At 59.6% G+C, this 23977-nt stretch carries 26 protein-coding genes, 1 tRNA gene and 3 pseudogenes; 19 read left to right on the forward strand and 11 right to left on the reverse strand.

Annotated elements, in window-relative coordinates; translation table 11 throughout:
- Positions 1–123: 123 nt before the first annotated feature.
- The 3 genes from adhP to AA098_RS17645 all read left to right on the forward strand — a co-directional run bounded on the left by adhP (position 124) and on the right by AA098_RS17645 (position 1945).
- The gene (gene adhP / locus AA098_RS17635; RefSeq protein ID WP_003250933.1) at positions 124–1134 is read left to right on the forward strand and encodes an alcohol dehydrogenase AdhP; all 1011 of its coding nucleotides are present in this window, start codon (positions 124–126) and stop codon (positions 1132–1134) included.
- 91 nt (positions 1135–1225) lie between these two features.
- Entirely contained in the window at positions 1226–1432 is a 207-nt protein-coding gene (locus AA098_RS17640; protein WP_017148244.1) for a DUF6434 domain-containing protein, read from the forward strand.
- A gap of 276 nt (positions 1433–1708) precedes the next feature.
- Positions 1709–1945, forward strand: a complete 237-nt coding sequence (locus AA098_RS17645) for a hypothetical protein (RefSeq protein ID WP_003250935.1) — start codon at positions 1709–1711, stop codon at positions 1943–1945.
- Positions 1946–1976: 31 nt separating this feature from the next.
- Here AA098_RS17645 and AA098_RS17650 read toward each other — a convergent pair whose 3' ends face one another.
- Positions 1977–2348: a MerR family transcriptional regulator gene (locus AA098_RS17650; RefSeq protein WP_003250937.1), complete on the reverse strand. Its 372-nt coding sequence runs from the start codon at positions 2346–2348 to the stop codon at positions 1977–1979.
- 72 nt (positions 2349–2420) lie between these two features.
- On the opposite strand from AA098_RS17650, the gene AA098_RS17655 reads away from it, so the two are divergent.
- Positions 2421–3518: an SDR family oxidoreductase gene (locus AA098_RS17655; protein WP_064614840.1), complete on the forward strand. Its 1098-nt coding sequence runs from the start codon at positions 2421–2423 to the stop codon at positions 3516–3518.
- A 126-nt stretch (positions 3519–3644) separates the two neighbouring features.
- Here AA098_RS17655 and AA098_RS29865 read toward each other — a convergent pair whose 3' ends face one another.
- Together AA098_RS29865 and AA098_RS28595 are read right to left on the reverse strand one after the other, a co-directional pair.
- Positions 3645–3944 (reverse strand): hypothetical protein, encoded by a 300-nt coding sequence (locus tag AA098_RS29865; RefSeq protein WP_064614841.1) that lies wholly within the window; start codon positions 3942–3944, stop codon positions 3645–3647.
- Positions 3945–4601: 657 nt separating this feature from the next.
- A pseudogene (locus tag AA098_RS28595) lies at positions 4602–4907 on the reverse strand (methyl-accepting chemotaxis protein); the annotation flags it as partial.
- A 59-nt stretch (positions 4908–4966) separates the two neighbouring features.
- On the opposite strand from AA098_RS28595, the gene AA098_RS17675 reads away from it, so the two are divergent.
- The gene (locus tag AA098_RS17675) at positions 4967–5947 is read left to right on the forward strand and encodes an IS5 family transposase (protein WP_064613796.1); all 981 of its coding nucleotides are present in this window, start codon (positions 4967–4969) and stop codon (positions 5945–5947) included.
- 147 nt (positions 5948–6094) lie between these two features.
- Here the strand turns inward: AA098_RS17675 and AA098_RS17680 are convergent.
- Positions 6095–7111: pseudogene (locus AA098_RS17680) on the reverse strand (PAS domain-containing protein); the annotation flags it as partial.
- Between the two features lie 681 nt (positions 7112–7792).
- A pseudogene (locus AA098_RS29870) lies at positions 7793–8059 on the reverse strand (hypothetical protein).
- 186 nt (positions 8060–8245) lie between these two features.
- Between AA098_RS29870 and AA098_RS17685 the strand changes: the two are divergent.
- Positions 8246–8569 (forward strand): hypothetical protein, encoded by a 324-nt coding sequence (locus AA098_RS17685; protein WP_234546866.1) that lies wholly within the window; start codon positions 8246–8248, stop codon positions 8567–8569.
- The gene (locus AA098_RS29560) at positions 8566–8742 is read left to right on the forward strand and encodes a hypothetical protein (protein WP_004577257.1); all 177 of its coding nucleotides are present in this window, start codon (positions 8566–8568) and stop codon (positions 8740–8742) included. Before AA098_RS17685 ends, AA098_RS29560 begins: the two co-directional genes overlap by 4 nt.
- A 219-nt stretch (positions 8743–8961) precedes the next feature.
- On the opposite strand, the gene AA098_RS17690 is transcribed toward AA098_RS29560, so the two are convergent.
- Positions 8962–9035 (reverse strand) — tRNA-Cys (locus AA098_RS17690).
- Positions 9036–9188: 153 nt separating this feature from the next.
- Positions 9189–10208, reverse strand: a complete 1020-nt coding sequence (gene sohB, locus AA098_RS17695) for a protease SohB (protein WP_064614844.1) — start codon at positions 10206–10208, stop codon at positions 9189–9191.
- A gap of 197 nt (positions 10209–10405) precedes the next feature.
- Between sohB and AA098_RS17700 the strand changes: the two genes are divergently transcribed.
- The 4 genes from AA098_RS17700 to AA098_RS17715 all read left to right on the forward strand — a co-directional run bounded on the left by AA098_RS17700 (position 10406) and on the right by AA098_RS17715 (position 13545).
- Entirely contained in the window at positions 10406–11116 is a 711-nt protein-coding gene (locus AA098_RS17700) for a histidine phosphatase family protein (protein ID WP_064614845.1), read from the forward strand.
- A gap of 56 nt (positions 11117–11172) precedes the next feature.
- Positions 11173–11490: an SCP2 sterol-binding domain-containing protein gene (locus AA098_RS17705; RefSeq protein ID WP_003251077.1), complete on the forward strand. Its 318-nt coding sequence runs from the start codon at positions 11173–11175 to the stop codon at positions 11488–11490.
- 183 nt (positions 11491–11673) lie between these two features.
- On the forward strand, positions 11674–12741 hold the full coding sequence (locus AA098_RS17710; RefSeq protein ID WP_004577260.1) for a phosphotransferase family protein: 1068 nt from the start codon (positions 11674–11676) through the stop codon (positions 12739–12741).
- A gap of 36 nt (positions 12742–12777) precedes the next feature.
- The gene (locus AA098_RS17715; protein ID WP_021782185.1) at positions 12778–13545 is read left to right on the forward strand and encodes an SDR family oxidoreductase; all 768 of its coding nucleotides are present in this window, start codon (positions 12778–12780) and stop codon (positions 13543–13545) included.
- Here AA098_RS17715 and AA098_RS17720 read toward each other — a convergent pair whose 3' ends face one another.
- The gene (locus tag AA098_RS17720) at positions 13546–14367 is read right to left on the reverse strand and encodes a bifunctional 2-polyprenyl-6-hydroxyphenol methylase/3-demethylubiquinol 3-O-methyltransferase UbiG (RefSeq protein ID WP_064614846.1); all 822 of its coding nucleotides are present in this window, start codon (positions 14365–14367) and stop codon (positions 13546–13548) included. It abuts the gene before it with no gap.
- A 169-nt stretch (positions 14368–14536) separates the two neighbouring features.
- The gene (locus AA098_RS17725; RefSeq protein WP_012051882.1) at positions 14537–14887 is read right to left on the reverse strand and encodes a hypothetical protein; all 351 of its coding nucleotides are present in this window, start codon (positions 14885–14887) and stop codon (positions 14537–14539) included.
- Between the two features lie 117 nt (positions 14888–15004).
- On the opposite strand from AA098_RS17725, the gene AA098_RS17730 reads away from it, so the two are divergent.
- The 5 genes from AA098_RS17730 (at position 15005) to AA098_RS17750 (ending at position 19713) form a co-directional block, all read left to right on the forward strand.
- Positions 15005–15295: an RcnB family protein gene (locus AA098_RS17730; RefSeq protein ID WP_003251088.1), complete on the forward strand. Its 291-nt coding sequence runs from the start codon at positions 15005–15007 to the stop codon at positions 15293–15295.
- A gap of 243 nt (positions 15296–15538) precedes the next feature.
- Positions 15539–15730 (forward strand): hypothetical protein, encoded by a 192-nt coding sequence (locus AA098_RS28610; protein WP_082916909.1) that lies wholly within the window; start codon positions 15539–15541, stop codon positions 15728–15730.
- A 73-nt stretch (positions 15731–15803) separates the two neighbouring features.
- Positions 15804–16196, forward strand: coding sequence for a glycine zipper domain-containing protein (locus AA098_RS17740; protein WP_003251091.1), 393 nt, complete (start codon positions 15804–15806; stop codon positions 16194–16196).
- Positions 16197–16321: 125 nt separating this feature from the next.
- Positions 16322–18151, forward strand: a complete 1830-nt coding sequence (locus tag AA098_RS17745) for an SLC13 family permease (RefSeq protein ID WP_054889272.1) — start codon at positions 16322–16324, stop codon at positions 18149–18151.
- A gap of 137 nt (positions 18152–18288) precedes the next feature.
- Entirely contained in the window at positions 18289–19713 is a 1425-nt protein-coding gene (locus AA098_RS17750; RefSeq protein ID WP_004577265.1) for a GGDEF domain-containing protein, read from the forward strand.
- Between the two features lies 1 nt (position 19714).
- Here the strand turns inward: AA098_RS17750 and AA098_RS17755 are convergent, their stop codons facing one another.
- Positions 19715–20476 (reverse strand): TSUP family transporter, encoded by a 762-nt coding sequence (locus AA098_RS17755; RefSeq protein ID WP_004577266.1) that lies wholly within the window; start codon positions 20474–20476, stop codon positions 19715–19717.
- Between the two features lie 98 nt (positions 20477–20574).
- On the opposite strand from AA098_RS17755, the gene AA098_RS17760 reads away from it, so the two are divergent.
- From AA098_RS17760 to AA098_RS17765, 3 genes are all read left to right on the forward strand, one after another.
- The gene (locus AA098_RS17760) at positions 20575–21480 is read left to right on the forward strand and encodes a LysR family transcriptional regulator (RefSeq protein WP_014861711.1); all 906 of its coding nucleotides are present in this window, start codon (positions 20575–20577) and stop codon (positions 21478–21480) included.
- Between the two features lie 154 nt (positions 21481–21634).
- Positions 21635–21895 carry a hypothetical protein gene (locus AA098_RS29265; RefSeq protein WP_146034139.1) on the forward strand — a complete coding sequence of 87 codons (261 nt, stop codon included), beginning with the start codon at positions 21635–21637 and terminating at the stop codon, positions 21893–21895.
- Positions 21896–22317: 422 nt separating this feature from the next.
- Positions 22318–22503: a hypothetical protein gene (locus tag AA098_RS17765; protein WP_004577268.1), complete on the forward strand. Its 186-nt coding sequence runs from the start codon at positions 22318–22320 to the stop codon at positions 22501–22503.
- Positions 22504–22674: 171 nt separating this feature from the next.
- Here the strand turns inward: AA098_RS17765 and AA098_RS17770 are convergent, their stop codons facing one another.
- The gene (locus tag AA098_RS17770; protein WP_004577269.1) at positions 22675–23967 is read right to left on the reverse strand and encodes an OprD family porin; all 1293 of its coding nucleotides are present in this window, start codon (positions 23965–23967) and stop codon (positions 22675–22677) included.
- Positions 23968–23977: the final 10 nt, after the last annotated feature.

Raw genomic sequence — 23977 nt, forward strand, 5'->3', positions numbered from 1 at the left:
CCGTCGGTATTTTGCGCAAGCGTCCACCATGACCATGACCTGAAGCAGTTTTGCCTGGCCAGGCGAGGTCTATGCTGTCCCAGCGATAACCCAAGCTCATATCGGATAGACACGGAGGCTCTCATGAAAGCTGCTGTCGTTGCACCAGGCCGTCGCGTGGACGTGGTAGAGAAAACCCTGCGCCCTCTCGAACACGGCGAAGCGCTGCTGAAGATGCAGTGCTGCGGTGTGTGCCACACCGACCTGCACGTGAAAAATGGCGACTTTGGTGACAAGACCGGTGTAGTACTGGGCCACGAAGGTATTGGCGTGGTTCAGGAAGTTGGCCCGGGCGTCACCTCGCTCAAGCCAGGCGACCGTGCCAGCGTTGCCTGGTTCTACCAGGGTTGCGGACATTGCGAATACTGCAACAGCGGCAACGAGACCCTGTGCCGCGACGTGAAGAACTCCGGTTACACCGTGGACGGCGGCATGGCCGAGGCCTGCATCGTCAAGGCCGACTACTCGGTTAAAGTGCCCGACGGCCTCGACTCCGCTGCCGCCAGCAGCATCACCTGCGCCGGCGTCACGACCTACAAGGCAGTTAAGATCTCCAACGTCCGCCCCGGCCAATGGGTCGCGATCTACGGCCTCGGCGGCCTGGGCAACCTGGCCCTGCAATATGCCAAGAATGTGTTCAACGCCAAAGTCATCGCCATCGACGTCAACGAAGAGCAACTGCGCTTCGCCAGCGAGATGGGCGCGGACCTGGTGGTCAACCCGCTCAACGAAGATGCCGCGAAGGTCATCCAGGCCAAAACCGGCGGTGCACATGCTGCCGTCGTTACTGCTGTGGCCAAAGGCGCGTTCAACTCGGCTGTCGATGCCTTGCGCGCTGGCGGGCGACTGGTGGCCGTCGGGCTTCCGTCGGAGTCCATGGACCTGAATATTCCTCGCCTGGTGCTTGATGGGATCGAAGTGGTGGGCTCGCTGGTAGGTACACGCCAGGACCTGCAGGAAGCCTTCCAGTTTGCCGCTGAAGGCAAAGTGGTGCCCAAGGTAACGCTGCGACCGATCGAGGATATCAACCAGATCTTTGACGAGATGCTGGAGGGCAAGATCAAAGGCCGGATGGTGATACAGTTCGAAGGCTGACAGGCCGAGCCAGGCCATTTGGAACCACAGCAAAGCCCGTAGATGAACATCTTCGGGCTTTCTGCTTTCTCAATTGTCAAAGGAACAGACCATGACCGTAGACTGGCACGCCGGGCCGATCACCCGTACGACTCCATTGGACAAGCATTACCGCAACACGCAGAAGGTTCGTCAGTTTCTGCTCAGCGAGTGCGGCGCGGCATTCAAGTTCGACCGAGGATTCATGCTTTGGATCAAGAGTGGCACCCCATCAACCATGGGTGACGTCGCGGACGAATGGCTACGGAGGTGTGGTTGACGCTCTGTATCTGACGGCTGCAGGCAGGCCTTGGCTGCAGCCGTTGCTTTCAGCATCTTGTCCAACGATTCAACCATGCTGGAATAATCCATTTCCTGACTCCCTCGATGGTGGAATTGGCTTGAGTTCAACCCTAGACTGCGAACATTTCAATATTTGAAGAGGAAACCTGGAATTATCACTCATCCTTCATGCTGAAGACCGGCGCCCGCGAGGTGTGGTTCAAGAAAAGTGCTCAACCTGCAAGGGCGAGCCTGTGCATATGAGGAGATCGGTATGTCCATTCGAAGTTTGGCGAAGAACCTGCCACCAGACCCTTCGCGGGAAGGCTGGGTCATCGGATGGGGGGTCCTGAGAGACCGACATCCATGGCATTTCGTCGACGTTTATGCTGACCAGAAAACGGCGATGGCAGAGGCGCAGCGCAGAGGAGACGGCTACGTGGTGGAATTCGGCTCACACCGCTTGGGGACGCATGAATTTATCTGCGGTGTCACCTTACCTGAAGGCTGACGCTCGATCGAAAATAGTCACTGACAGGACTTCAAGGCATTATCTGCCCATTGGCAATAGCACTGGCTTCAAGCTTGGCACGCTCCGCGTCCAGAAAAACATAAGCGGCCTGTAGCGTGGTGATCTTCGTTTGAATCTCGGCCATCTTGGCGGCGACCAAGACGGCGCCTTGCGCGCAATCGATCGTGTTACCCCGCCTGGCCACAAGAATGTCCCTAATCTCAGCAAGTGAAAAGCCCCCGCCCTGAGCGCTCTGTATGAAGGCCAAGTCAGCTACGGTCTGTTCACTGTAACTGCGATAGTTGTTGGCTTGTCGGTGTGGCTCGATAAGCCCGAGCTGTTCGTAATAGCGCAATGCATGGCGGCTGAGCCCACTCCGGCGCTCCAACTCTCCAATATTCACGTTAAAAATCCTTGACTGTAGAGCAGGCTCTACACCTTAGCCTGCGCCCATTATCCAAACAAGGGTACAAACATGAGTGTGGAATGCTTTGTCACCGGCGGCAGCGGCTTTGTGGGGCAACATTTGCTGGCCGCTCTTACTGCGCAAGGGCACAAGACCTGGGTGCTGATGCGCAGCCCCGGCAACATCGAACGCCTCAAGGAGCAGGTAGGCCAACTCGGGGGTAACCCGGAGTATCTCCATGCCGTTGAAGGCGATATCAGCCAGGAGGGGCTTGGCCTCAGCGAAGCAGACAAAGAACGCGTCACTTCGGCCGCTGTATTTTTCCATCTCGCGGCGGCATTTTCCTGGGGGCTGACACCGGAGCGCGCCCGCACAGTCAATGTCCAAGGTGCTCTGAGCGTGGCCAGGCTTGCGGCCAGCCAGCGTATCCGATTGCTCATGGTAGGCGGCTTCATGCTGCAAAACCTCAACCACCTTGCCCGTATCGGGGTTGATATTCAGTGCCCTGAAAACACAAACTGGCCCGCAGTCTACGCCCGGGTAGGCGGCTACGAAGGCAGCAAACTCGAGTCCCATTTTGCAGTGATCCGCTATATGCAAGACGCGGATGCGGATTACACGATTGTTCACCCTGCTACGGTGTGCGGCCACAGCGAGAACGGGCATATCCTGGACGGACAACCGCTTGCCGAACTCATTCGCAATCTGGCACAAGGCCGGTTCAAAGCTGTTCCCGGTTCCGCCAGTCACTGGTTGCCATTGGTCAGCGTCGATTATCTGGTGAACATGATAACTTGCGTGGCGTTCGACCCCGCCATGGCCAACCGGCAAGTTCTGGCGCTGTATGAGCGAACACCAAACTTGCAGGGAATGCTTGTGCAGATCGCAGACACGCTAAAGGTCAAGGCACCTTGCCGCCATATACCCATAGGGTTGCTCAGGTCGATATTGACAATTCCGGGACTGGCGACCCGACTGGCGATCAGCGCCGAGTCATTGAACTTTATTCAGACACAGCGCTTCGACATGGGAAACAGCAGGCAATTGGAGCGCAAGTACGCGTTTACCCATCCCGACATGACGCAGGCCTTGGAAAACACGGTGCGCTATGTCAACGGCTCCTTGATGAAAAAATCCAAAAGTGAGGGCGCAGGCCAGCGAGGATGACGGGCCAGGCTGATGAAGCCTCCCTGCCGGCTTGCTGGAAGTCTGGAGACGCAGAGGTTTCATGCACGGTGTCTTCGCTGATGACAATAGGTCGCCGCTTGACCTCCGGCGCTGCGCGCCTGGCCGCTATTTCGAGGCAGCCATAAAGCCTGCAGCAGGCGCACCTTCAGTGGCGACCTGTCGGGCCCGGCCAACGCCCCACGCCAGTGCCCTGGTCATCGACTCGCCAGGGCGAGAATCGAAGGCCTCTTCAAGGATAGCCATGCCACCAGGGGCGTACACCCCGATGAACATCTGCGTTTTGCCTGTCCGCGACAGTCGCGTCTGAACATCAATGTATGTCCCATCGTCGAGTGTCTCGTCGTGAGTTCGGTGATGAAGCGTCGGGTCAGCCCAGGCCCAGAAAACATCACCGCGTATTCTCATGAGACGCTCCTACGACTTTAGTTGTAGTCAGGTGGTTTATTGCCACCATAGCGAACGTGCAGTTTTACGCAAATTCGTCTGACTCATCTGTGAGCTGAATCGGACAATCGGCTATTCAGCAGCCCCGCCAAAGACTCAACGCTTGTCGTGAAACTCGGGCGGCCAAGCGCTGAAGAACCACATGACTCCTGGCGTCAATACATAGATCCAGTGCTGGCCAGGGTAGATGAAGATGCCGACAGCCCAGATGGCGAGTAAGGTTCCGCCCGCTCGCCTACGCCGCCTCGGCGTGAACCATTCCTGAAACGCCTTGTGCCTCTCCCGCAGTTTCATTACCACCCTCCCTGTTTGGTAAGCGGCGAAGCATATCACCGCTAATTCAACGATAAGGCGTTCCCGGCGAGGGCGGCGCCTGCACGCAAGAACTACACGATGGCCGGATACAACATCGTCAGCATGATCGGCGGTAAAGACAGCACGGCCACCCTACTGGTCGCCCGCGAGCTGGAGGTGCCTAACCCATGCAGCTGGCACCTAGCCAGCTAGAGATCTCCACATGCCCACAGAAAATCGATACAGAGCGCACCAAGTGACCAGTGTGATATACCGACACTAGCTGGCTTGAGCAATTTTCGACACGAATCCTTTGACGGAAAACTACCTCACCTCATTCGCAAAGCGACCAACCGCCCCGACCACTTGTTTAGCGCCGTTTTGAATTTCCAAGATAACGGTACCAGCTTCGTTAGCGAGTACTAGGCCTTGCTCAGCTTTTGCTCGGCTGCTGAATATTTCGCTAACAGCTTGATCAGCAAGCGCCTGGTTCTGGTGGACAACGCTAACGATTTCCTCGGTAGCCGAGCTGGTGTGACCAGCCAGTTTGCGCACCTCATCAGCAACCACAGCGAAACCTCGACCTTGCTCACCAGCACGCGCAGCTTCAATAGCGGCATTTAGGGAAATCCTGAAAAAGACTTCCTGATTTTGGCAAAATACCCGGACTCCACCCGCCGAGTTTTCCGATGAAGCAAATGACCTTCGCCGACGCCGAGTACGCCGGCAAGCGCAAGCAGACCCGCAAAGAGCTGTTCCTGATCGAGATGGATCAGGTGGTGCCGTGGAAGGGGTTGATTGCCCTGATCGAGCCGCACTACCCGAAGGGTGAAGGCGGTCGTCCGGCGTATCCGTTGATGGCGATGCTGCGCATACATCTGATGCAGAATTGGTTTGGCTACAGCGATCCGGCGATGGAGGAAGCGCTGTACGAGACCACCATCCTGCGCCAGTTCGCCGGGTTGAGCCTGGAACGCATTCCTGATGAAACCACCATCCTCAACTTCCGTCGCCTGCTGGAAAAACATGAACTGGCGGCCGGCATCCTCGGTGTGATCAACGGTTACCTGGGTGATCGTGGTCTGTCGCTGCGCCAGGGCACCATCGTCGATGCCACACTGATCCATGCGCCGAGTTCGACCAAGAACAAGGACGGCAAGCGCGACCCGGAAATGCACCAGACCAAGAAAGGCCAGCAGTTCTACTTCGGCATGAAGGCGCACATCGGCGTGGATGACGAGTCGGGCCTGGTGCACAGCGTGGTGGGTACGGCGGCCAACGTTGCGGACGTTACTCAGGTCGACAAGTTGCTGCATGGCGACGAGAACGTGGTTTGTACGGACGCGGGCTACACCGGCGTTGAGAAACGTCCAGAGCATGTCGATCGTAAGGTTATCTGGCAGGTGGCGGCACGCCGCAGCACCTACAAGAAACTCGATAAGCGCAGCGCGTTGTACAAGGCCAAGCGCAAGATCGAGAAGGCCAAGGCCCAGGTGCGCGCCAAGGTCGAGCATCCATTTCGCGTGATCAAGCGGCAGTTTGGCTACACCAAGGTGCGTTTCCGGGGGCTGGTGAAGAACACCGCGCAACTGGTGACGCTGTTCGCCCTGTCGAACCTATGGATGGCACGCCGACATTTACTGACGAATGCAGGAGAGGTGCGCTTGTAATGCAGAAAATGGCGCGGCGAGGTGCTCGCTGGGGCCAGAAACACCGAAATAAGCGGGCGATTTGATCGTTTTTTGATCGGTTTACCGCTTTCAAAATCAGCGTAGGCTGAAGTCAGTCAGAAATACAGGGCTATTTCAGACCATCCTTAGTGCTAATAGATTTGTTTGTGAAGCAATACCGCCAATGGTTTGAACAATAGAACTAATCAACGCAGACTGTTTGCCAAGCGCCTCAATGCTCTCGGTTGCCGCTTTCATTTGTTCAGCAATACTGCGCATGGTGTCGACTGTACGCGTCACTACCACCGCACCCCGCTCTGCGCTCGAATCAGTTTGCTGGGATATATCAAATGCAACTCCAGCTGCATCCTTGACCTCTTGCTCACGTGCGACCTGGTCCGTAACAACGCTCGCAAACTTTACAACTTTAGACAGCCTGCCCTCAGTGTCATGCACAGGATTGTAGGTAGCCTCGAGCCAGATATCGCTACCACGGGCATCGACTCGTTTGAAACGATCCGCGACGTACTCGCCACGATTGAGCGTCTTCCAGAAATTTTCATACTGGGGAGATGCAGCCTCTTCAACGGGGCAAAACAAACGATGATGTTTGCCAACAATCTGGCTTAATGAGTACCCCATGGCCTCGAGAAACTGCTTGTTAGCTGTGATTACAGTTCCATCCAAGTTGAATTCAATGACGGCAGTGGAGCGAACCAGCGCCTGGATGAGAGCCTCATTTTCCTTCGCCTGCTCCACGGTACGAGTTATCTCACTTCCGTAACCCTGAACATAGGCGAGGCTGCCCTCTTGATCTCGAATGGGGAACCAATAGATTTTCAACCACGCAAGAGTACCGTCAGCGCGAAGGTAGCGATATTCGTCATTTACGGGTTCAAATCGCGCTACAGCTTGGTTAAAGGCGTGAAAGCAAGGTAGTTCTTTAACGTAAGGCGGAACGATTTCAGAGAGCGGGCGACCATACAGGCGCTCGTCGGAATACCCCAAAGTCTCTGAGAAAATTCGGTTAAATGAGCAGATACGAAACTGTGCATCAAGTCTCATGGAGAGCATCCCTCTGTCCATTTGCTCGACTTGCTGACGCAGCAGTAGCAGCTCCGCGTTCTGCTCTTGCAGCGTTTTTTTAAGATTACGGTTGAACATAAAAGGCTCCAAGTTTTCTGATTAAGAAAATATCGACACAGGCCTTTTTTCTTGAGCACCCAGTCATTTTTTGATTTCATCACTGTGGGTATACGGACGGGGCATGAAAAAATTCCCAACCAGCTATTAAATAGCTATAGGACCAGGAACCGTGATCGTCATCCGACGACTCTGATTTAAGGACGACTGAAGCACCTCGACAAAAAGGACATGCATTACCTTATGCAAAGCGAGCGCCCCAACAGGTGTCAGCTCCCGCTTTAATGCACCCTGCAGGAACGGAGAGTCACCGCTAAAAATCGCAGCTCCATCCGAGATTCCGGATCACACTGGTAGCAGACGCTGAGATCTCTGGCTCAAAAATGGATCCAGGCTTCATGCGTTTTCGCTTGGTAGACCACAGAATCATCCCAGATGACGCCGCAGATACCGCGTGCAGAAACTAGGCGCATTAGCCTTGAATTACAGGCTTCCAACACAAGGAGAGGCCGACGAGCCATATAGCAAAAATCATCGTCGCTTAGCATTTGGACGAGTCCTGAAGGGCTGGCTCGAAAATACGTGCCGATGTCCCTATGCCTTCACTATGACATCAAATCGAGCAGGTCACATTGCAATTCCAAATCCGTTCGATTCATGTGGAGCACGCTTGTACTCCGCATAGCTGTAATCCTCTCCCCTCTATTTCGAGCAGGCTGAGAGCTTTTCCGTTGCAGCCCCCTCAGTGGCGAGCAGGTGAGCACGCCCAACGCCCCAGTCATCGCCCCGCCAAAGCCTCTTCAGCACTTCCAGCCGGCGCATAGACGCCGATGAACATCTGCGTAGGCCTGTGCGGGACAATCTGACCTGAACATCAATCAGGGTGCCGTCGTCGAGAATTTCGCCATGGGTACGATGGTGAAGCTTTGGGTCGGCCCAGCCCCAATATATCGGTCCTCGAATTCTCATTTTACGCTGAGCTTCGAGATCCTCCTCCCAGCAAATCTTACCCCCGTGGCTGTAGGCCACTCGATTCATCAATGCAGAAGGCAATTTATCGAGCGCTTTCAACAACTGATAAACACGGTATCTCTGGTCGGCGTTTGAGCTCGGCGATATCGTCCAGGTGCCCAAGAAGCTGATCCAATTCCCAGCATGATCAAAGTTCCCACCTGCGACCTGGCCGGAAAGGCGTTGCTCTGGGCTGTCGAAATGGTCGACGGCCCTATCCCGCCGCCGGCCGGCCAACTGCAACTGCCGATCGGTGGCCAGGCCATCGACGACGCGACCGGCGAGTATCTCATCCAAAAGCACAGCATCTGGATTGACCGAGGCAGCAGCTGGCCCTGGCTGGCCTGCGTGTCAGGTCACCCACTTGACCGCAAGCCCGGCGATACCCGGGCAGAAGCTGCAACCCGAGCGGCCATGTACCACGCCCGCAGCGAAACAGTGAGCGTCCCGCGGGAGCTATGCCCATGAACCTTATCGACTGCTACATCACGAAGATCCTTGGCGAGCCGTACCGAGAGTTCGGCGCCGGGTGGGTCCACGTCGAATACGACAGCTGGGGCAGCACCAGCAAAACACGGCTTATGTTCCGCACCGAGGAAGCCGCCCGGGCGGCGCAGGTCGGATATCACTTCACGGCCTGAGGATCAGCCATAACGATTCCGTCCAAGGCCTACACCTTGGGCGAGGGTTTCGCCGTAAGGGAGGTCAATATCGCTCGCAACGGTCTGTTCTGCGTGAACAGGCAGGGCGTGAAGCCCCCGAAGCCTAAGCTTTTCACCAGCGCCAAGGTGTCCCAAATTTGAAAAACGCAGGCATTAAAAAAGCCCCGCAACCTCAATGGCTGCGGGGCTTTCGAATGGTGGAGGCCGAGGTCGGAATCGAACCGGCGTAGACGGATTTGCAATCCGGAGCATAACCACTTTGCTACTCGGCCTCAAAGGTCGGATCTAGCTGCTTGCGCTTTGCTATCTCCTTGAAACGCTGAACCTTTTTCAAAGTTTGCTGCGTTTCGATGGGCGCCATTATGTCTTCATTCTTTTAACCTTGCAACCCCCTGAACGAAAAAAATTTCAACGGGTTCAAGGTGTTAGCGCAGGCGGCTGAGTTTACTCCACAAGCCCACCACCGTGTTCTCCACGGTACCGCTGGCGGCCATGCCAATACGCTCCTGCAGGCTCTTGCGTTCGGCATAGTGCAGGTGGAACAGGTTGGCGTTGCGTGCGCGGTCGCTCAGGTACTCGTCACTGGTCTGCAACTCGTCCACCAGCTTGCGATTCAAGGCGGCCACGCCCAGCCAGACTTCGCCAGTGGCCACTTCATCGATGTGCAACTGCGGACGATAGCGGGAGACGAAATCCTTGAACAACTGGTGAGTGATGTCCAGGTCTTCCTGGAACTTCTCCCGGCCCTTCTCGGTGTTTTCGCCAAAGACGGTCAGGGTGCGCTTGTATTCGCCAGCAGTCAGCACTTCGAAGTCGATGTCGTGCTTTTTCAGCAGGCGGTTGACGTTGGGCAACTGCGCCACCACGCCAATAGACCCCAGTACGGCGAATGGGGCACTGACGATCTTCTCGCCGATGCAGGCCATCATGTACCCACCGCTGGCAGCCACCTTGTCGATACACACGGTCAACGGGATGCCCGCCTGGCGAATACGCGCCAGTTGCGAAGCAGCCAAGCCGTAACTGTGCACCAGGCCACCGCCGCTTTCCAGGCGCAGTACCACTTCGTCACGCGCGGTGGCGAGCGTCAGCAGCGCAGTGATTTCGTTGCGCAGGCTTTCGGTGGCCGAGGCTTTAATGTCGCCATCGAAGTCCAGTACGAATACCCGGCTCTTGTCCTCGGCCTTGCCCTTCTTCTGCTGTTTTTCCGCCTTGGCCTGCTGCTTGCGCAGGGCCTTGAGCAGAGCCTTGTCGAGCAAGCCGGACTCCAGGCGCTCACGCAGGTCCTTGTAAAAATCGTTCAGCCGGGTGACCTGTAATTGCCCGCCCGATTTGCGCCGACCTTTGCCACGCAGCCCGGCGATCGCCGACAGCACCACCAATATGGCGATGACCAGGGTGGCGGTTTTGGCGAGAAAGCTTGCGTATTCGGCAAGAAACTCCACGTTGACTCCTTAAATACCTGCGCCACTACGGCGCGTCACTGTTGCAAGCATACCGTTGCGTCTGTGGTGCTGCCAGCGGGTGTAAACGCTGGCAACACCTTTCAAACAACCTTTTCAAACGCTTGTATGTTTTTTCGTTGACAGCCCGTGAGCCGCATCCTAACCTCGCAGCAACCTCCAACAGGCCGGAACCTTTCGTGGGCAATCTCTACCTGATTCGACATGGCCAAGCCTCCTTCGGTGCCGATGACTACGACGTCCTCTCGCCCGTGGGCGTGCGCCAGAGCCAGGCCCTGGGTGAGCACCTGGCCCAGTTGGGCGTGCGGCTGGACCGCTGCGTGGCTGGCGACCTGCGCCGCCAGCAGGATACCGCGCGGCTGGCGCTGCAGGCGCTGCACGCCAACGGCTGCCCGGTGCCGGCGGTTGAGACCGACGCCGCATTCAATGAGTTCGATGCCGACGGTGTGATCCGCGCCCTGTTGCCCGACTTGCTGCCCGAAGAGCCCGATGCCCTGCATGTGCTGCGCAATGCTGCGCAGCACCACAGCGAGTTTCAGCGTCTGTTCGCGTTGATGGTGCAACGCTGGCACGATGGCGAGCATGCCGATAATGGCCTGGAAACCTGGCGTTCGTTTACATCCCGCGTACAAGGTGGGCTGCAACGCGTGCTGGATACCGCCGGCAGCGGCGATCATGTTGCTATCTTCACCTCGGGTGGCACCATTGCCGCCCTGCTCCACCTGGTTACCGGCATTACCCCCAGCCAGGCGTTCGCGCTGAACTGGCAGATCATCAACACGTCGCTCAGCCAGCTGAAGTTTCGCGGCCGCGACGTGGCACTGGCCTCCTTCAACAGCCAGGCCCATGTGCAGCTGTTGAGGGCGCCGGAGCTTGTCACTTACCGATAAGCCCGGCTTGTTGTGTCCCTGCGGGGACGTGTAAATCACTCTATAAGGAATGCGCCATGACCTCCGTAGCTGATGCCGTCAAAAAGATGCAAGAGAAATTCAACCCATCCGCTGCCGCCGGCCTGGACCTGGTGTTCGGCTTCAACATCACCGACGAAGACAAGCACTACGCGCTGATCGTCAAGGACGGCACCTGCGACCTGCAGGAAGGCGAGAACCCGGATGCCAACTGCACCCTGGTGATGGACGCCGAAACCCTGAAAGGTATCGTCAGCGGCGAAACCGACGGCATGCAGGCCTTCATGGGCGGCAAGCTGCGGGTTGAGGGCGACATGATGCTGTCGATGAAACTCAGCGAGCTGTTCCCGTCCTGAGGGCTGGGAATACCGGATGATCGAAAAACCGAAGCCTGACGGCTTCGGTTTTTTTTGCCCTGCATTCGGTGCAGTGATCCACCAGCAACACCCTCACCTATTTGGCACATGGGACGATTGTTCCAATCCTGACGGACCATTAAATTACCCAATAGTACTTGCTATCGAGAATAAGGAAGACGCATGACGCTCACCGACCAGTCCACCCAGGTACGCCCCGGCGAAGAACTCGACGCGGCCGTCATCGACCCTTACTTCAAAGCCAATATCCCCGGCCTGCACGGCCTGCCGAGCATCAGCCAGTTTCCTGGCGGCGCCTCCAACCTCACCTACCTGGTCAGCTACCCGGGCCGCGACTTCGTGCTGCGCCGCCCCCCCTTCGGTCAAAAGGCCAAGTCGGCCCACGACATGGGCCGCGAGTTCCGCATCCTCAACCAGCTCAACAGCGGCTTCCCCTACTGCCCCAAGGCCTACGCACACTGCACCGACACCGGCCTGATCGGCGGCGAGTTCTATGTGATGGAACGGGTCAAGGGCATCATCCTGCGCTCGGACATCCCGCCCGAACTGAACCTGGACGCCAGCCGGACCGAAGCCCTGTGCAAAAGCTTCATCGACCGCCTGGTCGAGCTGCACCAGGTGGACTACACCGCCTGCGGCCTGGCCGACCTGGGCAAGCCTGAGGGCTACGTGCAGCGCCAGATCGAGGGCTGGACCAGCCGTTATGAAAAAGCCCTGACACCGGATGCGCCACGCTGGGAAACGGTAACCGCCTGGCTGCACGAAAAAATGCCCGCCGACCACCCGCGCCCTAGCATCGTGCACAACGACTACCGGTTCGACAACGTCATCCTGGACGCAGACAACCCCATGCGCATCATCGGTGTGCTGGACTGGGAAATGGCCACCCTGGGCGACCCACTCATGGACCTGGGCAACTGCCTGGCCTACTGGATCGAAGCCGGCGACCCGGCGCCAGTGCAGTTGATGCGCCGCCAGCCAAGCAACGCGCCGGGCATGCTCAGCCGTCGCCAGTTCGTCGATTACTACGCCGAGCGCGCCGGCATCCGCCTGGACAACTTCGATTACTACTATTGCTATGGCCTGTTCCGCCTGGCAGGGATCGTTCAGCAGATCTACTACCGCTACTACCACGGCCAGACCCAGGACAAGCGTTTCGCCCAGTTCATTCACATGAACCGCTTGCTGGAACAAATGACCTTGCAGGTCATTTCCAAGTCCAGCCTCTGAGCACAGCCCACGACGACGGATAACAAGGAAAACAGCATGTCCAAGACCCACCTGTTCGACCTCGACGGCAAGATTGCCTTTGTTTCCGGCGCCAGCCGAGGCATCGGCGAGGCCATCGCCCACTTGCTCGCGCAGCAAGGGGCCCATGTGATCGTTTCCAGCCGCAAGCTTGAAGGGTGCCAGCAGGTAGCCGACGCCATCATTGCCGCCGGCGGCAAGGCCACGGCTGTGGCCTGCCACATTGGTGAGCTGGAACAGATTCAGCAGGTGTTCGCCGGCATTCGCGAACAGTTCGGGCGACTGGACGTGCTGGTCAACAATGCTGCCACCAACCCGCAATTCTGCAATGTGCTGGACACCGACCCAGGGGCGTTCCAGAAGACCGTGGACGTGAACATCCGTGGTTACTTCTTCATGTCGGTGGAGGCTGGCAAGCTGATGCGCGAGAACGGCGGCGGCAGCATCATCAACGTGGCGTCGATCAACGGTGTTTCACCTGGGCTGTTCCAAGGCATCTATTCGGTGACCAAGGCGGCGGTCATCAACATGACCAAGGTGTTCGCCAAAGAGTGTGCACCCTTCGGTATTCGCTGCAACGCGCTACTGCCGGGGCTGACCGACACCAAGTTCGCTTCGGCACTGGTGAAGAACGAAGCCATCCTCAACGCCGCCTTGCAGCAGATCCCCCTCAAACGCGTGGCCGACCCCAAGGAAATGGCGGGCGCGGTGCTGTACCTGGCCAGCGATGCCTCCAGCTACACCACCGGCACCACGCTCAATGTCGACGGTGGCTTCCTGTCCTGATCAGGCTTTGACGGCGACCAAGGTGTAACTCAGGGGCAGGCGTGCAGGCTGCTCGCGCAGGCGATATTCGCCGTCTTCGCCCTTGACCATCTGCCCCGGCAGCGCCTCCCAGGGGATGCTCTGGTGCTCGACCAGCGCTGTCAGCTGCAGGCCGTGAGCCAGCAAGGCGGTGATCACTTCACCCAGGCCGTGGTTCCACTCGTGGGTTTCGGTGTGGGTCAGGCGTTGATCGGTTTCGACGTAGGTCTGGTCGGTGTGCCACACCGTCGGCGCTTCGTGCTCGAAATACGGATATTCGAGCTGCAGGCGGTCCTGATGATCTTCGTTGACAGCCATCAGCATCGGGTGCCCGTCGCGCAGGAACAGCCGCCCGCCCGGTTTCAGCAGTGCTGCGACGGTGCGTGCCCATGGCTCGATGCGGGGCAACCAGCAGAGCGCGCCAATACCGGTGTAGACCAGGTCGAACGTACCCGCCGGCAGTACCTTGGCGGCGGCATAGACGTCAGACTCGACATACTGGATGGGCAGCGCGCATCGCTCGGCCAATGCCCGTGCCTCGGCCAGCGAAGCCTTGGAATAATCCAGGCCGCAAACCTTGGCGCCAAGGCGCGCCAGCGACAGGGTGTCGGTGCCGATGTGGCACTGCAAGTGGACCGTATCAAGCCCGTCGATGTCACCGAGCAATGGCAGGTCGAAGCGTACGGTTTCGGACAAGTGCCCGTGTTGCTGGACCAGGCGCTCGACCTCGTAGTCCTTCGAAGCGGCGTGCAACGGGGCACGCTCATCCCAGCTTATACGGTTGAGTTGCAGTGAACGGTCCATGGTGTCGTCCTTGCGTGGAAGCACCTTATGCTAGCCGTCACCCCGCGCCCTGAGACACAACTGACTTGATAAAAATTGTAAAGCCCGCGCGCCTCTGCTGTGGCAACAACTGCCTTGCTCAGTACCCTGAATGCACGGGCCCTTACAGGAGCGGCGATAGCGCCAGCCGTTACAGGCAGGTTGCAGCAGCCGCTCGGCGCTGCAGAGCCACGCCGTCGTTCTGCTTCGCGTAGTAATCCACACGCGTCCCGCCCGACTGCGGGTAAACGTCCACGAACGCTTCGGCCTCACGGGTAAACACGGTGAAACCGCCCTGCTTGCGCGGTTCCAGGTAGCCGCTGGCGTCATCACCGAACACCTTCTCTTCCTGCCAGCTGAACTGGATGCACTGGGCAACCAGCTCTGGCGCCTTGTGCGAGTCGAGCTGCGCAGTCGGCTTGCCGCCACGCGCCGTTTCCATGGTCGCAGAAGCACAACCGGCCAGCATCAGCACCGCAGCCAACGGCAGAATCGCACGCATGTTCCATCCTCGGGGTCGCGAAAAAGAAGGCGACTCTAGCACTGGCAGGCATCCCGAGTGAATTGCCACGCACTTGCCGCTGTCGCAGATAACACATGCCATCACGAGGAACGCATCATGAAACTGCACTACCTGCTACTCGCCGCCCTGCCTTGTCTGCCCCTGAGCGTCAGCGCCGCCCCCTCGAGCGAAGAAAGCATCACCGCCCCCGAAACCCACAACCGTGAACTGAACGTCGGCGACAAGGCCCCGGACCAGTACAAACGCGATGACCAGGCCGTCAAGGACTGGAAAGCCAAGGGCCTGCCCGAACCGGAAAAGGAAAGCCACTGGGTGCGCATGGGCAAGCATTACGTGCTGGTGCAGATCACCAATGGCGTGGTGCTGGCGATTCAACCGGCATCCTGATTCAACATGCCCTGGCCAAGGCGACCCATTGCAGAGCACCTCGCCGCCGGCCAAGTGCGCTTGGAACGCGTCGATACGCCAGGGCTGGTCGATGCCGGTCAGCGCCACAGCCCATTGTTGCAGGCGGGCGCATTGGCGCTGATCGCTGGACGCACAATTTTTTTGCCCACCCAGGAAACCAAATCGATCGGCCCCAGTCTTAAAAGGTGCCCCGTAAACCTATGCGGATCAAGGACCTATATCGTGCTCACGCGTCTTGCAAGCCTTTCTCTGGTTGCTGTTGTTCTGCTGACCGCAGGTTGCCATAGCCATCGCTACCATGATGACGACGGCTGGCGTGACCGCGATCGTGACCGTGACCATCGCCACCACTACCGCCATGACCGCGACGACGATGACGATCGGCAATACCGCGGTGACCGCTACTACCGCTGAAGCGTCCTTTCAGCCCTGACCTGCCGCTCGTTGCGCGGCAACTTATCCTGATGATTCCTTTGAGGTTCGTATCATGCGTCTGACTCTGCCTTCCCTTGCCCTCGGCCTGCTGCTGTGCCAGGGCGCTTTCGCCGGTGACGGTACTGCCGCCATTGGCGGTGGCCTGGGGGGTGTCCTGGGCAACGTTGTTGGTCAACAGCTCGGCGGCAAGACCGGCGCAGCCATCGGTGCCGGCGTTGGCGGCGCAGCCGGCAGCGCGGTCGGTGCGCGCAAGGGCAACCGTACCGAAGCCGCCATTGGCGGTGGCCTGGGCTCGGCTGGCGGCTCGCTGCTGGGCGGCGCAGTAGGCGGCAAGACCGGTTCGACCGTGGGTGCCGGCCTGGGCGGCGCGGCCGGTGGTGCCCTCGGCAACCATCTGGGCGACGACAACCGCGGCAGCAAGAAGCACCACCGCCACCGTCACTGACCCCGTGACCGGAGGGCCGCATAGCGGCCCTTTTTGTTGCAGCACATCAACACCCCCTTCACGACAAGCTGGCACACTGACTGCTACTGTCTATCGTGCCCCGTGTGAAGGAACACCCCCTCCCCATGAACCATGAGTTGCTCTGGGTCCTCGGCCTGCTGGCCATCGTGATTACCCTGTTCGTCATCAACCGCCCACGCATGGACGTGGTCGCGCTGCTGGTGATTCTCGCCCTGCCACTACTCGGCATCCTTACCGTGGAACAGGCCCTGGCCGGGTTCAGCGACCCCAACGTGGTGCTGATCGCCGCCCTGTTCGTGATTGGTGAAGGCTTGGTGCGCACCGGCATTGCCTATCGCATCGGCGAATGGATGAGCGAGCGGGCCGGCAATAGCGAGGCGCGCCTGCTGGTACTGCTGATGGTGGCGGTGGCCGGGCTGGGATCGATCATGAGCTCCACCGGCGTGGTGGCCATTTTCATCCCGGTGGTGCTGAGCATCGCTGCGCGCCTGCAGCTGTCACCCAGCCGCCTGATGATGCCACTGGCTTTTGCCGGCCTCATCAGTGGCATGCTCAGCCTGGTCGCCACACCGCCCAACGTGGTGGTGCACAGCGAGCTGGTACGCCATGGCGAAGCAGGGTTCAGCTTCTTTAGCTTTACCCCGTTCGGCCTGGTGGTGCTGGTGCTGGGCATCGGGTACATGCTGCTGACCCGCCACTGGCTCAACGGTGAAGTGCGCAAGGACGGCCGGGTGGAAAGCCGCCGCACCCTGCTGGACCTGGTACTGGACTACAAGCTCAACGGCCGTGAACGACGCCTGCGCATCCGCCCTCAGTCGCCGCTGATCGGCCACAACCTTGGCGAGCTGAAACTGCGCACCAGACACGGCGCCAACGTGATCGGTATCGAGCGCCAACACAAGTTCACCACGCGCGTGATCGCGGCCGACTCGGGCACCGTGCTGCATCAGGGCGACGTGCTGCTGCTCGACCTGTTCGCCAAGCATGACGACCTGCGCAGCCTGTGCCAAACCATGCAACTGGAGCCGCTGCACTTCAAGGCCGCCTACTTCATCGATCAATCCCAGGATTTGGGAATGGCTGAGGTCTCGCTGCCGCCCGGCTCGCAGTTGATCGGCAAGACTATCCTCGAACTGGCGTTCCGCACCCGCTATGGCCTCAACGTGGTCGGCCTGCGCCGCGATCAGGCCGCTATCGAAGAGCAACTGGTGGAAGAAAAGCTGCGCCTTGGCGACACCCTGCTGGTGGTCGGCCCGTGGAAGGCGGTACGCCAGTTGCAGAGCAAGCCCAAAGACTTCCTGGTCCTGAGCCTGCCCGCCGAGATCGACCTGGTCGCACCAGCCCGTACCCGCGCGCCGCAAGCGTTGCTTAGCCTGGCGGTAATGGTCGGGCTAATGGTCAGCGGCGCCGTACCCAATGTCATGGCAGCGTTGATCGGCTGCCTGCTGATGGGCGCAGGCCGTTGCATTGACATGAACAGTGCCTACCGCGCCATCCACTGGCAAAGCCTGGTGCTGATCGTGGGCATGCTGCCCTTCGCCCAGGCGCTGCAGAAAACCGGCGGCATCGACCTGGCGGTGGGTGGGCTGGTGAACGTGCTGGGTGGTGCCGGCCCCAGCGCCATTCTTGCCTGCCTGTTCGCCGTCACCGCAGTGATCGGGCTGTTCATTTCCAACACCGCCACCGCGGTTCTGATGGCGCCGGTGGCTGTCAGCACTGCGGCGCAGCTGGGCATGTCGCCCTACCCGTTCGCCATGACCGTCGCGCTAGCCGCGTCGGCGGCATTCATGACGCCGGTGTCATCACCGGTCAACACGCTGGTACTTGGGCCCGGGCAATACCGCTTTGCTGACTTCGTCAAGATTGGCGTGCCGTTCACCGTGCTGGTGATGCTGGTTACCGTCGTGATGGTGCCGTGGTTCTTCGGGCTGTGAGGAAAGTGGCCAGAAATAGAGGCAATTTGACATTATCGCAACCAATCGCGGCAGATTGACATCAACCACCCTGAGCCAACACACTGCAGGTAATTGCCCCAGGTGCTCTATCGCGTTGTCCTGGATTTCGTTTCCGCTTGCCGGTCGAGTTCATGGTTTTTCCAGCCCAATCGCGCGTGTTGCCTTATGTCGTTGTACTTGGCGTGACCTTCGCCCTCACCCTGGGCGGCATCCTGGCACGCCCGATCGAATCGCTGTCGCTGTTCTGGCCAGTGAATGCGGTACTGGCCGGCGTACTCCTGCGCTACCCCCGTCAAGCCACGTTTACGGGCTTTAGCCTGGTGTGGCTGGCCATGGTCGGGGCCGACCTGCTGTGTGGCAGCGCCTGGGGGCCGGCTCTGTGGTTCAACCTGTGCAATCTTGGCGTGGTGGTCACCCTCTGGCAGCTGATGTCGCGCTTGCCTCGCATGCACCGGCGCATGCGCAGCCCGCGCGGCGTGCTTAGCGTGTTCGCTGCCTGCGCCGCCGCTGCCATGGTGGCGGCCAGCATGGCAGCGGTAATGGCCGCACCGTGGTTCGAACAGTCGTTGCGCGCCACCTGGCTAGCCTGGTTCAGCGAACAGTTCTCGACCGGTGTGCTGGTACTTCCGGTGCTGCTTACAGCGCCCTCGGTGCGGGCCTTGGTGCGCGGCGGCGCGCAACCCATCCGCCTGGCGCCGTTGCTGGTGCTGCTGGCCTCGCTGGCATTCAGCATCGCCTTTGGTGGCCCTGGGGCCATTGCCTTCCCGATTGCTGCGTTACTGTGGTGTGCCTGGACCTACTCACCGTTCCTGGTTTCATTGCTGACGCTCACGGCCGGCAGTACGCTGATCGTGGCCGTGGCGCAAAACCTCATGCATTTCAGCGTGCCGCAGAGCGAACCTGGGGTTACCACGCTGATGTCGGCGCGCCTGGGCATCGCCATGCTGGTGCTCGGGCCGCTGGTGGTGGCCTGCGTCAGCCAGGCCAACCGTAGCCTCATGGCCCGCCTGGCGCACCAGGCCACCGTCGACCACCTCACCGGCGTGCTCACCCGCAGCGCCTTCACACGCCGCGCCAACGCGCTGCTGGAGAGCCGCCAACAGCACGCCCAGGCGCTGCCGCTGACCCTGATGATGCTGGACATCGACCACTTCAAGTCAATCAACGATGCCCACGGCCATGCAGTCGGTGACCAGGTGCTGCGCCAATTCGCCAGCACCCTCCAGGACCAGCTGCACAACGATGAGCTGATCGCACGCCTGGGTGGCGAAGAATTCGTTGTCATCCTGCCCGGACTTGCGCCAGAGCGGGCCAACTTCATCGCCGAACGCCTGCGCCGCGCCATCCAAGACCTGCACGTGGTACAGGCCGACCAGCGCCTGCAGATTACCGTGAGTATCGGTGTGGCAGGCTGCGACGCAGACATGCCGGCCCCCAGCCTCGACGAACTGCTGGCGAGTGCCGACCAGGCGCTGTACCGGGCCAAGGCCCGGGGCCGCAACCGCGTCGAACAGGCCGAAGTACAGCGCCTGGTCATCTGATCTAGCCAACCAGCAAGTCCCACGACAGCTTGGCGATCAGCACACACAACAGCACCAGGAACAGCCCGCGGACAAAACCGGCACCCTTGCGTACCGCCAGCCAGGTACCGGTCAGCGCACCGAGAATGTTGCACGCCGCCATGGGCAAGGCTATGGCGTACAGCACGTTGCCTGTCGGCACGAAGAACACCAGCGCCGCCAGGTTGGTGGCAATGTTCACCACCTTGGCCGAAGCCGAGGCGTGCAGGAAGTCCAGGGCGAAGAAGCGGATGAACAGGAAGATCAGGAAGCTACCGGTACCCGGGCCGAACAGGCCATCGTAGAAGCCGATAGCGCCGCCGATCAGCACTGCCAGGCACTGCTCCTTGCGGCCGACCTGGGCAGGTGTGTGCAAGGTGCCGAAGTCCTTCTTGCAGAAAGTGTAGACAGCCATCAGCACGATCAGCACCAGCACCGCCGGGCGCATGACGCTGGGGGGTACCAGCGACACCGTGGCGGCCCCCGCGAACGACATGACAAAGGCACTGAGTGCCGCCGGTACGATCAACCCCCAATCCAGCGTCACTTTACGAATGAACGAGCGGGCCGCGAAGGCCGTGCCGCACACGGACGCCAATTTGTTGCTGCCGAGCAATGCGGCCGGTTGCGCGGAGGGCAATACGTTGAACAAGGCCGGGATCTGGATCAGCCCGCCGCCCCCCACCGCAGCGTCGATCAACCCAGCGGCGAAAGCGAACACAGAAAGCACAGCAATATCCATCATGACGCGGTTCCAGGCAGTGAAGACGCCTGCAAGGCTAATCAAAGTGGCACACTTGTGTTGAAATGCCATATTGCGATAACTGCAACGAGGAGCAGGCCATGGCACTGGACATGCTGCGGGAAATCCAGGCGTTCGTCAGCGTGGCACACAAGCGCAGCTTCGTTGCTGCCGCCCGCGCCCTGGGGCGTTCACCCAGCGCAGTTACACGCGCGGTGCAAACCCTGGAAGACAATGCGGGAAGCAAACTGCTCAACCGCAACGCCAACGCCGTCACCCTGACCGAGGCCGGCGAGCGCTTGCTGCCGCATGCCGAACGCTTGCTGGATGTGCAACGCGATGCAGCCGACGAATTGGCCGCGCTCAGCGGCAGCGCCCAAGGCTGGATTCGCTTTGCCGCGCCGCAACTGCTGGGAGAGCATGTGCTACCGCAAGTGCTTGCCGAGTTTTCCCGCCGCCACCCTCAGGTGACCCTGGACGTGCAGTACAGCGACGAAGCCCTTGACCCGCTGCAAGGTAAATTCGATTTCGTGGTGCGCGGTGCCTTCCCGCAATCGAGCGAGCTGATCGGCTACCCGCTTTGGCCCTACCAGCGCCACCTGTATGCCAGCCCGGCATATCTGGCCCTGGCTGGTACACCGCAACACCCGGAAGACCTGGAGGGACACACCTTGATCCTGCATACCGCGCCACGCATCCTCAAGGCCTGGCACTTTTGCCACGATGACCAGATCACCAGCCTGCGCCCCAGGCCCAGGCTTCGCTTGGGCTCGGGAGGCGCGGTATACCACAGCACCCTGGCTGGCGCCGGCATCGCCCGCCTTGCCGCCTGGGTCGGCGAAGCACAGGTCAAGGCCGGCCGCCTGGTGCGGGTGTGTCCGCAGTACCGCCTGACGTCCAGCAGCGGCCAGGACCCACAGATGCACGCTGTGTACCCTGCCGGCGAGTTGCCGACGCGGGTACGTGACTTGCTGGCAGCCATACGCCGAGCCGGCCCGCTCCACTGAAACAGGCCATAAAACAACTGTTCAATTTCTGCTCAATTTAACAGAGCCCGCCGCGGGTCTGGCTTGCAGCACTTTATCCACAGACCTACCCACGTTTTTTGTGGACAGATTTCCCAGCGTAAAGAACGACTTATCGCACAAGGAGAAAGGCGAATTGGCCAAACTGACCAGCTCGATCCGCTCCTGCCCTGAGAATGACTTGCACCTGATGCTGATCCAACAGTGCGATGAAAAAGATGACCGGCCATTGGCCAATAGATTGGGCCCGTCGCTTGAAGTGGACGGGCCGCGCAGGGGAAAAAGCAGTGAACTCAGCTTGGCGGAATGGTGCCAAGAATACCAATCAGAATGGTCAGCAGCAGAAAACCACCCAGGAACAGCGCCAGCTTGCCCATTGGAACCTCTACAGTTGTGATGCGGGAATGGGCACATTGTCGAGCTTGGGCTGATACGGTTACAGATTCAGGTTTATGGAAAAAAAGCGGATCAGATGTGATGCGCAGATGCCGCTGGGGTGAATTCAGCCGCAGTGGTTGACGCTGAGCACCTGTCGCTCGCGGGCCGGGAATTGATACATGAAGTTTCTAAACACGCCTGCAGTACCTGCGTTAAGTGCGCTGCCCCTCGAAAGCGCCTGAACCCAGCCAATACGGTAGATTGAGCTTGTTTGGGAGGACACGATCTGAAACACGGCTTGTAGGATTGTTTACCGCATGCTGTAGGAAAGGGCGTGGCAATGAGTCTTGCCTGTATGAAACATCAGTTTCTCCGGCAAATTCGAGCTGCTACGGTCCATTTTTCCTACAACGGTACGGAAGCCTACAGCGTGAGAAAAGCATGGACTCGTTCAAAACCTCTGCACTGAAGTTGCAGAAAAATCTGCTTAACCTACGCGTTGAGCGTGAGCGCTTAAGAGGTGAAGGCAAGGACAAGGAAGCGGATCAACTCACTGGGCCGATCGCGCGGCTTGAGGAGGCCCTTCGGCAACTGCCAGATAGCCTGAAGCCCGACACCTTGCAGTGACCTGCAAGGGCAATTGTCATGCTCCACAGCTCAAACCTACCCATCACCGTGCAGGAGCAGCCTTGCGCTGCGAAGAGGGCGGTCAGGCAAACGACTGCCTTAGGCCGTGATTGCTTTTTCGCAGCACAGGGTTGCTTCGGGAACCGAGCTGGCGCCGGGCCATCTACCTCCTCAGAACACCTTGATCGTGTAACTCAGAATCAAGCGGTTCTCATCGATATCTGTCCGGTAGTTGGAGCGCGCCATCACGTTGCGCACCCGTATCCCAAGCCCGGCCAACGGCCCGCTTTGCACCACGTAGGCCAGGTCCAGGTCACGCTCGCGGTCACGCCCTTCAAAGCCCAGCCCTGTGTCCACGTCCCGCCCCTTTACATAACGCAGGGTCGACGTCAGCCCCGGAAGCCCCAAGGCGACAAAATTGTAATCATGGCGCACCTGCCACGAGCGTTCACCCGGCGCCGAGAACTCATAGGTCGGCAGCGTATTACCCATCGGGTTGGTGTTGGCGCCTACCTGGATAAAGCCGTCATCGCCGCCGATCTGCTGATAGCCCACATAGAAGGTATGCCCGCCGGTCTTGGCCGAGAACAGGCTGAACAGCGCATGGTTATCGTAGTCGCCAGCCACCTTGCTCCCGTCCTCGCGGGCATCGAAGTAACCGGCATTGACCCCCAGCGTCCAGCCCCCGATCGGCTCGGCATGCTTGAAGCTGTAGAAGCGCTGCTGGTAGATATCCTCCAACTGCGCCTGCCAGACACCGACGCTGGTACGGTTGTCGTTGAAGGCATAGTCGGCACCCACGTAGTTGAACCGGTCGCTGGTAAAGCGCGCCAGCCGCGCCGGGTTGATCGGGTCGTTGACCAACGCGTACATCTTCTGGCTGTTGGACGAGTCGCGCAGGCTGGTGGAGCGGAACTGGCCGGCGTTCAGGGTCAACCCGGCGAACTCGCGCGACTCCAGCATCGCGCCCTGGTAAGTCGGCGGCAACAGGCGCAAATCGCTGAACAGCAGCACCGGCAGGTTGGGCATCAACTCGCCCACCTTCAGCTCGGTTTGCGACACCTTGAACTTGATCGCCGCACCCAGGCGGCTGTATTCGTCCGCCGACTTGCCGCTGTCCAGGCTGGGCAGCAACCCGGACCGGGCATGTTCCGGGCTGCTGTCGAGCTTGAAACCCAGCAGGCCGGTAACATCCACACCCACGCCAAGGGTGCCCTGGGTATAACCGGAGCTGGCATTGAGGATAAACCCCTGCGCCCATTCCTGGGTGCGCGACTGGGTGCTGGCGCCCTTGATATCGGCATAGTCGCGGCTGAAGAAGTAATTGCGCGCCTGCAGCGTGGCGCGGGCACCTTCGATGAAACCGGCCTCTTCTGCCGTGGCCTCTGCACACAAAGCGGCGGCAATACAACCGCCGGCCAGGCGTGCAGACGAAGAAAAACGCGGCGCAGTGAAACCTTGCATAGGGCTACTC

Source organism: Pseudomonas sp. JY-Q, from assembly GCF_001655295.1.
In the GTDB taxonomy this organism is placed as follows: Bacteria; Pseudomonadota; Gammaproteobacteria; order Pseudomonadales; family Pseudomonadaceae; genus Aquipseudomonas; species Aquipseudomonas alloputida.